Origin of the sequence: Microbacterium sp. BH-3-3-3 (genome assembly GCF_007679045.1) — a bacterium.
Taxonomy (GTDB): domain Bacteria; phylum Actinomycetota; class Actinomycetes; order Actinomycetales; family Microbacteriaceae; genus Microbacterium; species Microbacterium algihabitans.
The window spans coordinates 69,166-84,157 of sequence record NZ_VEFS01000007.1 but is presented as its reverse complement, the minus strand read 5'-3'; the positions used below and the strand labels follow the sequence as shown (position 1 = coordinate 84,157).

Annotated in this window: 14 protein-coding genes; 11 read left to right on the top strand and 3 right to left on the bottom strand. The window is 69.9% G+C overall.

The window, feature by feature from the left end; all coding sequences use genetic code 11:
• The first annotated feature begins 1 nt into the window (after nt 1).
• Complete coding sequence (locus FS769_RS16045) at nt 2–1,681, top strand: ABC transporter family substrate-binding protein (protein WP_144835175.1); 1,680 nt, start codon at nt 2–4, stop codon at nt 1,679–1,681.
• A 158-nt stretch (nt 1,682–1,839) separates the two neighbouring features.
• Nucleotides 1,840–3,753, top strand: coding sequence for a translational GTPase TypA (gene typA, locus FS769_RS16040; RefSeq protein ID WP_144835173.1), 1,914 nt, complete (start codon nt 1,840–1,842; stop codon nt 3,751–3,753).
• Between the two features lie 334 nt (nt 3,754–4,087).
• Here the strand turns inward: typA and FS769_RS16035 are convergent, their stop codons facing one another.
• Both FS769_RS16035 and FS769_RS16030 read right to left on the bottom strand, forming a co-directional pair.
• Nucleotides 4,088–4,453 carry a DUF2200 domain-containing protein gene (locus tag FS769_RS16035; protein ID WP_144835171.1) on the bottom strand — a complete coding sequence of 122 codons (366 nt, stop codon included), beginning with the start codon at nt 4,451–4,453 and terminating at the stop codon, nt 4,088–4,090.
• A 245-nt stretch (nt 4,454–4,698) separates the two neighbouring features.
• Nucleotides 4,699–5,250: a helix-turn-helix domain-containing protein gene (locus FS769_RS16030; RefSeq protein WP_144835169.1), complete on the bottom strand. Its 552-nt coding sequence runs from the start codon at nt 5,248–5,250 to the stop codon at nt 4,699–4,701.
• A 66-nt stretch (nt 5,251–5,316) separates the two neighbouring features.
• On the opposite strand from FS769_RS16030, the gene FS769_RS16025 reads away from it, so the two are divergent.
• The 7 genes from FS769_RS16025 (at nt 5,317) to ddaH (ending at nt 11,638) form a co-directional block, all read left to right on the top strand.
• Entirely contained in the window at nt 5,317–6,030 is a 714-nt protein-coding gene (locus tag FS769_RS16025; protein ID WP_144835168.1) for an AzlC family ABC transporter permease, read from the top strand.
• The gene (locus FS769_RS16020) at nt 6,027–6,341 is read left to right on the top strand and encodes an AzlD domain-containing protein (protein ID WP_144835166.1); all 315 of its coding nucleotides are present in this window, start codon (nt 6,027–6,029) and stop codon (nt 6,339–6,341) included. The genes FS769_RS16025 and FS769_RS16020 overlap by 4 nt, the downstream gene beginning before the upstream one ends.
• Nucleotides 6,342–6,381: 40 nt before the next feature.
• A complete protein-coding gene (locus FS769_RS16015; protein ID WP_144835164.1) occupies nt 6,382–6,780 on the top strand; it encodes a histidinol dehydrogenase in 399 nt (132 codons plus the stop codon).
• A 719-nt stretch (nt 6,781–7,499) separates the two neighbouring features.
• Nucleotides 7,500–7,820: a ferredoxin gene (gene fdxA, locus FS769_RS16010; RefSeq protein WP_055836218.1), complete on the top strand. Its 321-nt coding sequence runs from the start codon at nt 7,500–7,502 to the stop codon at nt 7,818–7,820.
• Between the two features lie 3 nt (nt 7,821–7,823).
• Entirely contained in the window at nt 7,824–8,927 is a 1,104-nt protein-coding gene (gene dapC, locus FS769_RS16005) for a succinyldiaminopimelate transaminase (RefSeq protein ID WP_144835163.1), read from the top strand.
• Between the two features lie 220 nt (nt 8,928–9,147).
• Nucleotides 9,148–10,443, top strand: a complete 1,296-nt coding sequence (locus FS769_RS16000; RefSeq protein ID WP_144835339.1) for a citrate synthase — start codon at nt 9,148–9,150, stop codon at nt 10,441–10,443.
• Between the two features lie 433 nt (nt 10,444–10,876).
• On the top strand, nt 10,877–11,638 hold the full coding sequence (gene ddaH, locus FS769_RS15995) for a dimethylargininase (protein WP_144835161.1): 762 nt from the start codon (nt 10,877–10,879) through the stop codon (nt 11,636–11,638).
• A 91-nt stretch (nt 11,639–11,729) separates the two neighbouring features.
• Here the strand turns inward: ddaH and dapD are convergent, their stop codons facing one another.
• The gene (gene dapD, locus FS769_RS15990) at nt 11,730–12,650 is read right to left on the bottom strand and encodes a 2,3,4,5-tetrahydropyridine-2,6-dicarboxylate N-succinyltransferase (RefSeq protein WP_144835158.1); all 921 of its coding nucleotides are present in this window, start codon (nt 12,648–12,650) and stop codon (nt 11,730–11,732) included.
• A gap of 43 nt (nt 12,651–12,693) precedes the next feature.
• On the opposite strand from dapD, the gene dapE reads away from it, so the two are divergent.
• Entirely contained in the window at nt 12,694–13,770 is a 1,077-nt protein-coding gene (gene dapE, locus FS769_RS15985) for a succinyl-diaminopimelate desuccinylase (RefSeq protein WP_144835156.1), read from the top strand.
• The gene (locus FS769_RS15980; protein ID WP_144835154.1) at nt 13,767–14,990 is read left to right on the top strand and encodes a hypothetical protein; all 1,224 of its coding nucleotides are present in this window, start codon (nt 13,767–13,769) and stop codon (nt 14,988–14,990) included. The genes dapE and FS769_RS15980 overlap by 4 nt, the downstream gene beginning before the upstream one ends.
• Nucleotides 14,991–14,992 lie beyond the last annotated feature (2 nt).

Sequence of the window (14,992 nt, the reverse complement as noted above, 5' to 3'; positions counted from 1 at the left end):
CATGAAGATCCGCAAAGCGAAGGGGCTCGGCGCCCTCACGCTGCTGAGCGTCGCCGCCCTGGCGATCGCCGGCTGCGCGCCGGGCAACACGGCGGCTCCGTCCGCCAACCCCGAGGACCAGAACTCGCTGCCCTCGACCGCGTGGGTCCGCGCCGACGCCGCCGACGTGCAGGACGGCGGAACCCTCACGCTGGCCGTCGACTCGATGCCCGTCAACTGGAACAACTTCCAGATCGACGGCAATGAGGCCAACACCAACGACATCATCTCGGCGATGCAGGGTGGCCCCATCAAGATCGACGAGTCGGGCAAGCCGGTCGTCAACGAGGACTACGCCTCGTCGGTCGAGCTGACCAACGAGAGCCCCCAGACGGTCGAGATCAAGCTGAACCCGGATGCCGTGTGGGAGGACGGGACGCCCATCACCGTCGCCGACTACCAGGCCACCTGGAAGGCCAACAACGGCTCGAACCCCGAGTACGTCGTCATCTCCACCACCGGCTGGGACCAGATCGAATCGGTCGAGCAGGGCACGGACGAGTTCGACGTCATCATCACGTTCTCGTCGGTGTACGCCGACTGGCAGGGTCTGCTCGGTCAGATCCTCCCCGCCTCGGCCGCGAGCGACCCGAACACCTTCAACACGGGCTACCTCACCACGGCCCTTCCCTCTTCGGGTCCCTTCCTCCTGGGTTCGTTCGACTCGACGGCCGGTATCGCGACCCTCGAGCGCAACCCCAAGTGGTGGGGCCAGGCGCCCAAGCTTGAGACGATCGTCTACCGCGCGGTGAGCCAGGACCAGCAGGGCACCTCGTTCAGCAACGGTGAGATCGACGCGCTGAACATCAGCGCCAACGCCGACCTCTACCAGACCGCTCAGAACGTGCAGGGCGCCGAGATCCAGGCCTCCAACGGTCTGACCTGGACGCACATCACCATGCGCGCCTCCGACGGTCCGCTGGCCGACGTCAACGTCCGCAAGGCCGTGGCATCCATCGTCAACCGCGAGCAGATCGCCAACACGGCGAACTCGCCCGTCGGCGTCCCCGCCATCACGCAGGGCAGCTACGTGTTCATGCCCGGTCAGGACGGCTACACCGACGAGGCGCTGCCCTACGACACCGACGCCGGTGCCAAGTACCTCGAAGACGCCGGTTACACCAAGGACGGCGACTCCTGGGTCAAGGACGGCACCCCGCTGAAGTTCTCGGTCACCGTCCCCGCCGACACCGCCACGAACATCCAGCGTGCCGAGCAGATCCAGGCCGACCTCAGCGAGTTCGGCATCCCGGTCGATCTGAACACCGTGCCCGTGGGCGGCTACTTCAGCGACTACATCATCCCCGGTGACTTCGAGATGGTGACGTTCTCGTGGCGCGGTACCGCGTACCCGATCTCGTCGAGCGAGTCGCTGTTCTCGCCCGTCGACTCGGCGCAGAACTACACCGGCATCGCCGACCCGCAGCTCGCGGACCTGTGGCAGAAGGCCAACACCGACCTCGACCCCGACTCGCGCCTGAAGACGGCCGAGGAGATCGACAAGGTGCTGTGGTCGTACGTGCCGATCATCCCGATCGCGCCGCTGCCCAACGTCTACGCCGTCAAGCAGGGTCTCGTGAACTGGGGCGCCACCCAGTTCGAGACCGTCGACTGGACGATCGTGGGCTTCCAGAACAGCTGACGCACCTCGTGAAAAGGGGGGCGGGGTCCTGCGGGATCCCGCCCCTTTCGTGCGTCCGGACCGTTCCTGAACGTCCGCTGCCGGGAGTATCGGCGCGGGCCGGTAGACTAGAGACGCCCGATTCCGGGCACCACCCCGAATTTTCCTGGAGACCCTCCATGGCGCACGCCCTTCGTCCTGACCTCCGTAACGTCGCGATCGTCGCGCACGTCGACCACGGCAAGACGACTCTCGTCGACGCCATGCTCCGCCAGACCGGCTCGTTCGGCGACCACGCGCACGTCGAAGAGCGCGCGATGGACTCGAACGACCTCGAGCGCGAAAAGGGCATCACGATCCTCGCCAAGAACACGGCGATCACCTACAACGGTGTGCACACCGAGGTTCCGGTCACGATCAACGTGATCGACACCCCCGGCCACGCTGACTTCGGTGGAGAGGTCGAGCGCGGCCTGTCGATGGTCGACGGCGTCGTGCTGCTCGTCGACGCGTCCGAGGGCCCGCTGCCCCAGACGCGCTTCGTGCTGCGCAAGGCCCTCGAGGCCAAGCTCCCCGTCATCCTGCTGGTCAACAAGACCGACCGCCCCGACGCGCGCATCGCCGAGGTCGAAGAAGAGGCGCACGACCTGCTGCTGGGCCTCGCGTCCGACCTCGTCGACGACGTGCCCGACCTCGACGTCGACGCGCTGCTCGACGTCCCCGTCGTGTACGCCTCGGGCCGCGCGGGTGCCGCGTCGCTCAACCGTCCCGACAACGGCTCGCTGCCCGACAACGAAGACCTCGAGCCGCTCTTCGGTGCGATCCTCGAGCACGTCCCGGCTCCCGCCTACGACGACGAGGCTCCGCTGCAGGCCTGGGTCACCAACCTCGACTCCTCGCCGTTCCTCGGTCGCCTCGCGCTGCTGCGCGTGTTCAACGGCACGCTGAAGAAGGGCCAGACCGTGGCCTGGGTGCGCGCCGACGGCACCACCAGCAACGCCCGCATCACCGAGCTGCTGAAGACCCGTGCCCTCGAGCGCTACCCCGCCGAAGACGCCGGCCCCGGTGACATCGTCGCCATCGCCGGTTTCCCCGACATCACCATCGGCGAGACCATTGCCGACCCCGACGACGTGCGCCCGCTCAAGGCGATCACCGTCGACGACCCGGCCATCTCGATGACCATCGGCACCAACACCTCGCCCCTCATGGGCAAGGTCAAGGGTCACAAGCTCACCGCCCGCATGGTGAAGGACCGCCTCGACCGCGAGCTCATCGGTAACGTCTCGCTCAAGGTCGTCGACATCGGACGCCCCGACGCGTGGGAGGTCCAGGGCCGCGGCGAGCTGGCGCTGGCCATCCTGGTCGAGAACATGCGTCGCGAGGGCTTCGAGCTCACCGTCGGCAAGCCTCAGGTGGTCACCAAGCGCGGCGAAGACGGCAAGCTCAAGGAGCCCTTCGAGCACCTCACCATCGACGCGCCCGAAGAGCACCTCGGTGCGATCACGCAGCTGATGGCCGCCCGCAAGGGCCGCATGGACAACATGACGAACCACGGCACCGGCTGGGTGCGCATGGAGTTCGTCGTGCCCTCGCGCGGTCTGATCGGTTTCCGCAGCGAGTTCCTCACGATCACGCGCGGCACCGGCATCGCGAACGCGATCTCGCACGGCTACGACGACTGGGCCGGCTCGATCACGACCCGTCAGAACGGCTCGATCGTCGCCGACCGCATGGGTGTCGTCACCCCGTTCGCCATGATCGCCCTGCAGGAGCGCATGAGCTTCTTCGTGCAGCCCACCGAAGAGGTCTACGAGGGCATGGTCATCGGCGAGAACTCGCGCGCCGACGACATGGACGTCAACATCACCAAGGAGAAGAAGCTCACGAACATGCGTTCGTCGACCTCCGACTCCTTCGAGTCGATGACGCCCCCGCGCATCCTCACGCTCGAGGAGTCGCTGGAGTTCGCTCGCGACGACGAATGCGTCGAGGTCACGCCCGAGAAGGTGCGCATCCGCAAGGTCGAGCTCGACGCGACCGCGCGCGGTCGCTCCGCTTCGCGCCTGAAGCGTCAGGACGCCAACGCGTAAGCATCCCCGTCCTGAACGGCCCCGCCCAGCCTCGTGCTCGGCGGGGCCGTTCGCGTTCCGGGATGCGTGGCCAGGTGGCTGAGCCTGTCGAAGCCCCCGGTTTCGCCGCGGAGGTGGCTGAGCCTGTCGAAGCCGCCCGTCCCGGCGCAGGTGGCTGAGCCCGTCGAAGCCCCCGGTTTCGCCGCAGGTGGCTGAGCCCGTCGAAGCCCCCGGTCTCGGCGCAGGTGGCTGAGCCTGTCGAAGCCTCCGGTTCCCCGCGTAGGTGGCCGATCCTGTCGCAGCCCCCGGTCCCTTCGACAGGCTCAGGGACCTTCGCCGGTCGCGCGCCGCGACCTCACCCCTGGGCGGCGGCAGGGGCAGACGTGCGCATGACCTTCGCGAGCGCCTTGCCCTTCGCCAGTTCGTCGACGACCTTGTCGAGCAGGCGGATCCGGTACATCAGCGGGTCGTCGATCTGCTCGACCCGCACTCCACACACCACGCCGGTGATCTCCGACGCCTGCGGGGTGAGTCGCGCGTCGTCGAAGAACTCGCGGAACGTGGTCGTCCCCCGGGCATGGCGGGCGAGCTCCGCCTCACTGAACCCGGTGAGCCAGCGGATCACGGCGTCGAGCTCGTCGACGGTGCGCCCTTTGCGCTCGACCTTCGCGACGTACAACGGGTAGACCGACGAGAAGGGCATGTCGAAGACGCGGGACATGCCTGCACGATAGCTTCGCCGCCGGCAGCTGTCGACGCGCGCCCTCGCTCGCTGGCGGCGGGTTCGAGACCTCTCGAGTGTCCACAACACTCCGCTGGCCGTCGACCGATGCGGCGTGTCGTGGACACTCGACCGGGTGTCGCGCGGCGCAGACCTGTTGAGCGTCTAGGACACGCCGCTGACCACAAAAAGGGTGCGGCGTGTTCTGGACACTCAACGAGGGGGCGAGGCGCCAGCCCGGGGCGTCAGCGCGACTCGACCACGCACACCGCGCTCATGCCGGGCGTGAGCGCCTCGAACACGTGCGGGGCATCGCCCGGATACGACAGGTAATCGCCGGGCGAGAGCTCGAAGGGGTCGTCGACCGGGCCGACCATTCCGCGCCCCGACACCATGACGAGGTGCTCGATCGTGCCGCGCGGGTGCGGGTCGGACCGTCGCGGCGTGCCGGGCTCGGCCGACAGCAGGTAGATGTCGCGGCGGGCGTGCGGCGGGCTTGCCGAGAGCAGGACGGCGATGTAGTCGGATGCCGACGACGCCACGGCCGTTCCGGCTTCGCCCGCGCGGATCAGGGTGGGGGAGTGCACCCCCTCGTCGACGAAGTCGGCGAACGGGATCTCAAGGGTCGACGCGAGAGCCCACAGCGTCTCGACACTGGGATTGCCGCCGCCGTTCTCCAGCTGCGACACGGTCGCCTTCGCCACGCCCGCGCGCCGCGCGAGCTCGCTGACGCTGAGGTCGCGCCTCTCGCGCTCGCGCCGGAGGGTCGTCGCGATGCGGTCGCCGAGCTCGGTCATGCGTTCATTATGCTCGCCGTTCGTTCGACTTGACGAACGACCGCCCGATCGTTCACGATGATGTCCATGCGTTCGATCCACCGAACACCCGAGGGGGTGGCCGCCCGGCAAGGTCTCGCCGTCGCCCTCGCCACGAGCGCCTACGGTGTCTCGTTCGGCGCCGTGTCGGTGGCATCCGGACTCGACGTGTGGCAGACGTGCGTGCTCAGCCTGCTCATGTTCACCGGCGGCTCGCAGTTCGCGTTCGTCGGGGTGATCGCGGCGGGAGGACTCGCAGCCGCCCCCGCGGCTATCGCGTCGTCGGTGCTGCTCGGTGTGCGAAACGCCGCGTACGCGATGCGCATGGCGCCGATCGTCGGTGGGGGAGGGTGGCGCAAGGCCGCCGCGACGCAGTTCACGATCGACGAGTCGACGGCGGTCGCGCTCGCCCAGACCGAGCCGCGTGCGCGTCAGACCGGGTTCTGGGTCACCGGCATCGCGATCTGGGTCGGCTGGAACCTCTCGACTCTCCTCGGCGCGCTACTGGGGGACGTGTTGGGCGATCCGCGCACGTACGGCCTCGACGCCGCAGCCGCCGCGGCCTTCCTCGCGTTGCTCTGGCCTCGGCTGCGCGGACGTCAGCCCCTCGCCGTCGCCGCGGGCGCCGCTGCCGTGGCGGCGCTGCTCACGCCGTGGCTCATGCCCGGCATCCCGGTCATCGCCGCAGCCGGCGTCGCGATCGCGGTCGGACTGTTCGACCGGCGCCCCGCAGCGGTGTCGTCAGAGGGGCGGATGCCATGACCCTCTGGACCGCCGTGCTCGCGGCATCCGTCATCTGCGTCGCCCTCAAGGCCACCGGCTATCTGCTGCCCGCGCACTGGCTCGACAAGCCCCGCCCCGCCCGCATCGCCGATCTGCTGACCGTGGCCCTCCTCTCGGCCCTCGTCGTGGTGCAGACCCTCGGCGCGGGTCAAGCGATCGTCGTCGACGCGCGGCTGCCCGCGGTCGGCGTCGCGGCGCTGCTGCTGTGGCTGCGCGCCCCGTTCCTCGTGGTCGTCGTCGGTGCGGCGGTGACGGCGGCGCTGCTGCGCCTGTGGGGCTGGGCGACCTGAGCCTCGGGTGGCGCATAGCCCGCGCTCCTAGACTGATCCGATGGGTTCCACTGTGCTTCGGATCGTCGGCTGGGCGGTCGCTCTCCTCGTCGGCGCCTTCTACGGCGCGGCCGGAACCGTCGGGCAGGCGTTCATGCTCGGCCCCGTGCCGGTCGGCCTGGTGCTCGCCACGATCGGCAGTGCCGCGTTGCTGATCGCTCTGCGCACGCTCACGGGCGACCGCGTCAACGCGCTGTTCGGGGGCCTCGGCATCACGGCGGCGACCTTCCTGTTCTCGCAGGTGGGACCCGGAGGCTCCGCGATCGTGGCCGCACCGACCCCGGGTACCGAGTGGGTGCCGCTGCTGTGGACGATCGTCGGCCCCGCGCTGATGGCGCTGGTGGCGTTCTGGCCCGACCTCTCGCACCTGCGTGCGCCGGCGGCATCCGCCCAGTCCTGACGGCCGGGAGGTGGCTGAGCTTGTCGAAGCCACCGGGCGGGCGTGCGCGCGGTTCCGGTCGGGGAGGTGGCTGAGCCTGTCGAAGCCCCCGGGCGCGTGTGCGTGGGGTTCCGGCCGGGGAGGTGGCTGAGCCTGTCGAAGCCACCGGGCGCGTGTGCGTGGGGTTCCGGCCGGGGAGGTGGCTGAGCCAGTCGAAGCCCCCGGGCGTGCGCGGGGGTCCGGTCCCTTCGACAGGCTCAGGGACCTGGGCGGGCGTGCGTCCCTTCGGTCGGGGAGGTGGCTGAGCCTGTCGAAGCCCCCGGGCGTGCGCGGGGGTTCCGGTCCCTTCGACAGGCTCAGGGACCTGGGCGGGCGGGCGTCCCTTCGGCCGGGGAGGTGGCTGAGCCTGTCGAAGCCCCCGGGCGTGCGCGGGGGTCCGGTCCCTTCGACGGGCTCAGGGACCTGGGTGGGCGGGCGTGCGTGGGGGTCCGGTCCCTTCGACGGGCTCAGGGACCTGGGTGGGCGGGCGTGCGCGGGGGTCCGGTCCCTTCGACGGGCTCAGGGACCTGGGTGGGCGGGCGTGCGCGGGGTTCCGGTCCCTTCGACAGGCTCAGGGACCTAGGTGGGCGGGCGTCTGTGGGGTTCCGGTCCCTTCGACAAGCTCAGGGACCTGGGCCGCGGATCATAGGTCAGCGGCTCGGCGGCGAGGCCGGGTGCCCGGGCGCGATTAGACTGAGCGGGTGACTTACGTGATCGCCCTCCCGTGTGTCGATGTCAAAGACCGCGCCTGCATCGATGAGTGTCCTGTCGACTGCATCTACGAGGGTGAACGATCGCTCTACATCCACCCCGACGAGTGCGTCGACTGCGGTGCGTGCGAGCCGGTCTGCCCCGTCGAGGCCATCTACTACGAAGACGACCTTCCCGAAGAGTGGTCCGACTACTACAAGGCCAACGTCGAGTTCTTCGACGACATCGGCTCGCCCGGTGGTGCCGCCAAGGTCGGCGTGATCGCCAAGGACCACCCGGTCATCACCGCTCTGCCTCCGCAGGCGCACTGACCCGTGGGCGTCGCCGACCTCGCCGACTACCCGTGGGACGCGGTCGCCCCCTACGCGGAGCGCGCCCGACGCCACCCTGACGGCATCGTCGACCTGTCGATCGGATCGCCCGTCGATCCCACGCCGCAGGTCATCGCCGAGGCTCTGGCCGACGCGACCGATGCGCACGCCTACCCGCAGACCGCCGGCACCCCGGCGCTCCGCGAGGCGATCGCCGAGTGGTACCACCGCCGTCGCGGGGTTCCCGGCCTGAGCGCGGCGAACGTGCTGCCGACTGTCGGCTCGAAAGAGCTGGTGGCCCTGCTCCCGCTGCTGCTCGGCCTCGGACCGGGTGACGCCGTTGTGCACCCGCGGGCCGCGTACCCGACCTACGAGGTCGGCGCGCGTCTCGTCGGCGCCGAGCCGGTGGCATCCGACGACCCTTCCTCGTGGCCCGCGCACGCTCGGCTCATCTGGATCAACTCCCCGGGCAACCCCGACGGACGCGTGCTCTCGACGGACGAGTTGGCGGATGCCGTGGCGCGAGCCCGCGAGATCGGCGCGGTCCTGGCTTCCGACGAGTGCTACGCGGAGCTCGGGTGGGACGCCCCGTGGGACCAGCAGCCCGTGCCGAGCGTGCTGGATCCCGCCGTCGTCGGCGACGACCTCACCGGCGTGCTGTCGGTGTACTCGCTCAGCAAGCAGTCGAACCTCGCCGGGTACCGCGCAGCTTTTCTGGCCGGCGACCCCGCGATCGTCGAGCGCCTGCTGACCGGGCGCAAGCACCTCGGCCTCATGCCTCCCGCCCCCGTGCAGCGAGCGATGACCGTCGCGCTCGGCGATGACGAGCACGTGGCTGCGCAGCGCGAGCGCTACGCCCGCCGTCGTGCGGTGCTCAAGCCCGCGATCGAGGCCGCCGGCTTCACGATCGACCGCAGCGAGGGCGGCCTGTACCTCTGGGCCACCGAGGGGCGCGACGCCTGGGAGAGCCTCGACCGTCTGGCCGATCTCGGCATCCTGGTGGGGCCGGGGCACTTCTACGGCACGCACTTCCCGCAGCATGTGCGCTTCTCGCTCACCGCGACCGACGAGCGCATCGCCGCCGCGGCGGAGCGTCTGCGGGCCTGACCAGGAGGTTCCCTCCATTCGATGGGGGCGACCTTTGGCGGTGTCATCTGTACGCCGGAGTGCCTACTAGGCTGTAAAGGCAGGTCGTTCGGGGTCATCCTCCGCGCGCCCCGCCGACCCGGATGCCATTCCCGTGGCATCCAGAGGGCGAGAAGATCGCGGGGTGCCGCAACCCCCCGCGTTCGACCACACGGGCGACCAGAAATCGCAAGGAGGCGCGGTGAGCGACGCGGGCACGCAGCAGGACAAGGCCACTCTGACGGTAGGGGGCTCCACCGCCGAATTCCCGGTCCTGCGAGGCACCGACGGCGTCCCGAGCATCGACATCGCGTCGCTGACCAAGCAGACCGGGCACACCACGCTCGACTACGGCTTCGTCAACACGGCGTCGACGAAGTCCGACATCACCTACATCGACGGCGACCAGGGCATCCTCCGCTACCGCGGGTACCCCATCGAGCAGCTGGCGAAGAACAGCACCTACCTCGAGGTCGCCTGGCTGCTCATCTACGGCGAGCTTCCCTCGGCATCCGAGCTGGCGTCGTTCGACGAGCGCATCCGCCGTCACACGCTGCTGCACGAAGACCTCAAGAGCCTCTTCTCGGCACTGCCGCCGACGGCTCACCCCATGTCGGTGCTCTCGGCCGCGACCGCCGCCCTCTCGACGTATTACGAGTCGGAGTCCGACCCGCACAACCCCGAGCACGTCGAGCTCAACACCGTCCGCATGCTCGCCAAGCTCCCCGTGATCGCGGCGTACGCGCACAAGAAGAGCATCGGTCAGGCGTTCCTGTACCCCGACAACTCGCTGTCGTTCGTCGACAACTTCCTCAAGCTCAACTTCGGCGTGCACAGCGAGCCCTTCGAGGCCAACCCGGTCATGACGAAGGCCCTCGACCTGCTGCTGATGCTGCACGAGGACCACGAGCAGAACGCCTCGACCTCGACCGTGCGCCTGGTCGGCTCGACCGGAGCGAACCAGTTCGCGTCGATCTCCGCCGGCATCCAGGCGCTGTCCGGCCCCCTGCACGGTGGCGCGAACGAAGCCGTGCTGCAGATGCTCGCGCGCATCCGCGACTCGGGCGAGAGCGTCGAACGGTTCGTCGAGCGGGTGAAGAACAAGGAGCAGGGCGTCAAGCTCATGGGCTTCGGTCACCGCGTCTACAAGAACTACGACCCGCGCGCGAAGCTCGTCAAGGAGTCGGCCGACGAGGTGCTCACCGCGCTCGGAGTCAGCGACCCGCTTCTCGACCTCGCCAAGGAGCTCGAGCAGATCGCCCTCGAGGACGACTACTTCAAGGAGCGTCGCCTCTATCCGAACGTCGACTTCTACACCGGCGTGATCTACAAGGCGATGGGCTTCCCCACGCGCATGTTCACGGTGCTGTTCGCGATCGGCCGCCTGCCCGGCTGGCTCGCCCAGTGGCGCGAGGCGATCAACGACCCCCAGACGAAGATCGGCCGCCCGCAGCAGCTGTACACGGGTGCCGCCGAGCGCAACTACCCCGGAGTCTGATCCGGCCGGAAACGCCCCGTCCCTCTTGCGAGGGGCGGGGCGTTTCGCCGTGTGCGGCGGGGATGTGTCGCTGATTCTCCCCATGTCCCACTTTGTGCTGTCTGGGGTGCCGCCAGGGAGCCGTTTTTGGGACATGGTCTGCGCACATCGGGACATGGTCGGCGAGGGCGGTTCGCCCTGCATCCATGTCCCACTTTGTGCTGCCTGGGGCGCTGCCAGGTAGCCGTTTGTGGGACATGGTCTGCGCATATGGGGACATGGTGGGCGAGGGCGGTTGGACCTGCACCCATGTCCCACTTCGTGCTGCCCGGGGCGCTGCCAGGCAGCCGTTTGTGGGACATGGTCTGCGCAGATGGGGACAGGGGGAGCGCCGAAGAGAACGGATGCCACGTGGCCCCGCCGACGCCGATGACGCGACCAGTAGGGTCGGGGCATGCCGCGTCTGTTGGTCCGTCGTCCGTCGCCCCGCCTCGCCGAGGGCGAGCTCACCCACCTCGACCGCGTGCCGGTCGATGCCGATCTGGCCCTCGCGCAGTGGCGCGGGTACGTCGAGGCGTTCCGCACGCGCGGATGGGAGATCGTCGAGATCGATCCGGCCGACGATCAACCCGACGGCGTGTTCGTCGAGGATGCGGTGGTGATGTTCGGCGACCTCGCCGTGCTGTGTCGGGCCGGCGCGGTCTCGCGGCGGGGCGAGGCGGAGAGCGTGCGGGCCGGGGTCTCGGCATCCGGGATCGCCCTCGAAGAGATCGCGGAGCCCGGAACCCTCGACGGGGGCGACGTGCTCAAGGTGGGCCGGACCGTCTACGTGGGCGCGTCGTCGCGGACGAACGCCGAGGGCATCGCCCAGCTGCGGGCTCTGCTCGAGCCGCGCGGGTGGGAGGTGCGCGAGATCCCGGTCACCAAGGTGCTGCACCTGAAGTCGGGGGTGACGGCGCTTCCCGACGGCACGGTGGTCGGATTCGAGCCGCTCGTCGACGATCCGTCGCTGTTCCCGGCGTTCGCGGGCGTCCCCGAAGAGCACGGCACCGCCGTGGTGGTGCTCGACGACGACACGGTGCTGATGTCGGCGGACGCCCCGGCGACGGCCGAGGAGCACCGGTTCCGCGGCCTCGACGTGGTGACGGTCGACGTCAGCGAGTTCGAGAAGCTCGAGGGCTGCGTGACCTGCCTGTCGGTGCGGGTGCGCGACTGAGGCTCGCGGAGACCGCCCACCCCCACGCGCGATCCGCGCGCATAAACGCGATCCGCGCGAAAAGCGTTTATGCGTGAATCGGAGCCCGGCCTCAGGCGTGCAGCGCCTCGTTCAGCGTCACGCCGACGCCGACGCGAGCCGAGGCCTCGACGGCGCCGGTGAGCGAGTTGCGACGGAACAGGATGCCGTCGCGGCCCGACAGCTCGCCCGCCTTGACCGTCTCGTCGCCGACGCGCACCTTCGTGCCGGCGGTGACGTAGAGGCCGGCCTCGACGACGCAGTCGTCGCCGAGCGAGATGCCGATGCCGGCGTTCGCGCCGAGCAGGGTGCGGGCTCCGATCGAGACGCGGTGCGTGCCACCGCCCGAAAGCGTGCCCATGATCGAGGCGCCACCGCCGATGTCGGTGCCGTCGCCGATCACGACGCCCTGCGACACGCGGCCCTCGATCATCGACGAGCCGAGGGTGCCGGCGTTGAAGTTGACGAAGCCCTCGTGCATGACGGTCGTGCCGGGGGAGAGGTGCGCGCCCAGGCGCACGCGCGAGGCGTCGGCGATGCGCACGCCCGCGGGCAGCACGTAGTCGGTGAGGCGCGGGAACTTGTCGAGACCTTGCAGCTGGATGCCGTGGCGCTTCAGCTGCGGCAGCAGGCGCGCGGCGTCGTCGGGGTGCACGGGGCCGGCGTTGGTCCACGCGACGTTGGGGAGGTGACCGAAGATGCCGTCGAGGTTGATCTCGTTGGGACGCACGAGCAGGTGCGACAGCGCGTGCAGGCGCAGGTAGGCGTCGACGGTCGAGGTGGGCGCGGCATCCGCGTCGATCTCGAGGGTGACGGTCTCGACCACCACGCCGCGACGCTCGTCCGGACCGGCCGACGACTCCAGCGCCGCAGCCTCGGCGGCGAGGTCGCCCGCGGCGCCCAGGCGGGGGCTCGGGAACCAGGCGTCGAGCACTGTTCCGGCGTTGGTCCGCGTCGAGAGTCCGGCAGCACTGATGCGTCGTTCGTTGCTCACCGCTCCAGGCTACCGGCGGCATCGCGTGTGAAAGGATCGGGGCATGGCCGCGCTCGATCTGACCTCCTCCTCCGTCGCCCTCACGCGGGCCATCTGCGACGTCCACAGCGAGTCGGGCGACGAGACGACCCTGGCCGACGCGATCGAGGCCGCGGTGTCGGCGTATCCCCACCTCGAGGTCATCCGCGACGGCGACACGATCGTCGCCCGCACGAACCTCGGGCGCGAGCGCCGCGTCGTGATCGCCGGGCACATCGACACCGTTCCGATCAACGCCAACCTGCCCGTGCAAGACCGCGAGATCGACGGCGAGGCGTTCCTCTGGGGTCGCGGCACGGTCGACATGAAGGCGGGTGTGGCCGTGCAGCTCAAGCTGGCGGCCGAGCTTTCGGCGCCCCCGGTCGACATCACGTGGATGTGGTACGACCACGAGGAGGTCGACTCCTCGCTCAACGGCCTCGGTCGCCTCTCGCGCAACCGTCCCGACCTGTTCGTCGGAGACTTCGCGATCCTCGGCGAGCCGAGCAACGGCGAGGTCGAGGGCGGCTGCAACGGCACCCTGCGCGCGCTCGTGCGCACCGACGGCGTGCGCGCGCACAGCGCCCGTTCGTGGATCGGCGAGAACGCCATCCACAAGGCGGCGCCCATTCTCGCCCGCCTGGCCGAGTACCGCGCGCGCGAGATCGAGGTCGAGGGCCTGGTGTACCGCGAGGGACTCAATGCCGTGCGCATCTCGGGCGGGGTCGCGGGCAACGTCATCCCCGACGCGTGCGAGGTCGAGGTCAACTACCGCTTCGCGCCCAGCCGCGACGCCGCGGGCGCCGAACGGGTCGTGCGCGATGTGTTCACCGGCTTCGAGGTCGAGATCGTCGATGTGGCCGAGGGCGCGCGTCCAGGGCTCGACGCGGCTCTGGCGAAGGAGTTCGTGGATGCCGTGGGCGCCACGCCCAAACCGAAATACGGCTGGACGGACGTGGCCCGGTTCTCAGCCCTCGGCATCCCGGCCGTCAATTACGGCCCCGGCGACCCGCACCTCGCCCACCACGACGAGGAGCGCGTTCCGCTCGCCCAGATCGACGCCGTCGAGAGCGGCCTCCGCGCCTGGCTGAGCGGGTCGTGACCGCCGAGGCCACGGCATCCGCTCCCGTCCGTCGATGGGAGCGACTCCCCGTGGCGGCGCGCATCGCGATCGTCTACATCGCCGCGCGCCTGGTGACCACGGGCTTCTTCCTGCTCGCCTCGGCGCTGTCGGGTCCGGGCTCGCGGTACGGCATCGCGCCTTCTCTCGGTGAGCTCTCGCTCGGCTGGGACGCGCAGTGGTACTGGCTGGCTGCGGTGTCGGGGTATCCGTCCGACCTGCCGATCACCACGACCGGCCACGTCGCCGAGAACGCGTGGGCGTTCATGCCGCTGTACGCCTACCTCGCGGCGGGCCTCGGAACCCTGCTCGGGTCGTGGGGCGCGGGCGCCGTCGCCATCTCGCTCGCCTCGGGCTACGGCGCGTGCGTCGTGCTGCACGCGCTGCTGCGTGATCGCATCGGCGGGGCGGCGGCGATGTGGGCGGTGGTGTTCTTCGCCTGCGGGCCGCTGGCGGCGATGTTCCAGGTGGGCTACGCCGAGGCGCTGTTCCTCTTCCTTCTCTTCGCGGCTCTGTGGTGCGTCCAGCGGCGCCGCTGGGGCTGGCTGTACCTTCTCGTTCCCGCGATGGGGTTCACCCGCCCCGGGATCCTCGCGTTCGCGCTGTTCCTCGGGCTCTACGGCATCCACCGCTTCCTCCGCCGCCGTACTGATGTCCTGCCGACGCGCGAGATCGCGCACATCGTGGCTCTGGGCGCCGTCGCGACGGTCGTCGGTTTCGCGTGGCAGACGATCGCGGCGGTCGTTACCGGACAGCCGGGGGCGTACCTCTCGACCGAGCTGGCGTGGCGCCGCAACTGGATCCCCGGTGACAGCGGCACCTTCGTCCCCGTCGAGGGCTGGGTGCAGGCGGCCGGCTTCTGGTTCACGCAGTGGGGACTCGGCCCCGTGGCGGGCTGCGTCTTCCTCGCGCTGCTGGTGACCGCGGTCGTTCTCGCCCTGGTTACGCTGCCGCAGGTGAAGGCCCTCGGCATCGAGGTGCGGCTGTGGTCGGCGAGCTACCTCGTCTACCTCTTGCTGGTGTTCTTCCCGCAGTCGAGCATCTTCCGCCTGCTGCTGCCGGTGTCTCCGCTGGTCGGGGCCCTCGCCGTTCCGCGCTCCCGCGCGTGGCGCGTCGGCGTGCTCGCGGCGGCGCTGCTGGGGCAGTGGTGGTGGATCTACAACATGTACGCCTTGGGCAACACGTACTGGCAGATCCCCTGACG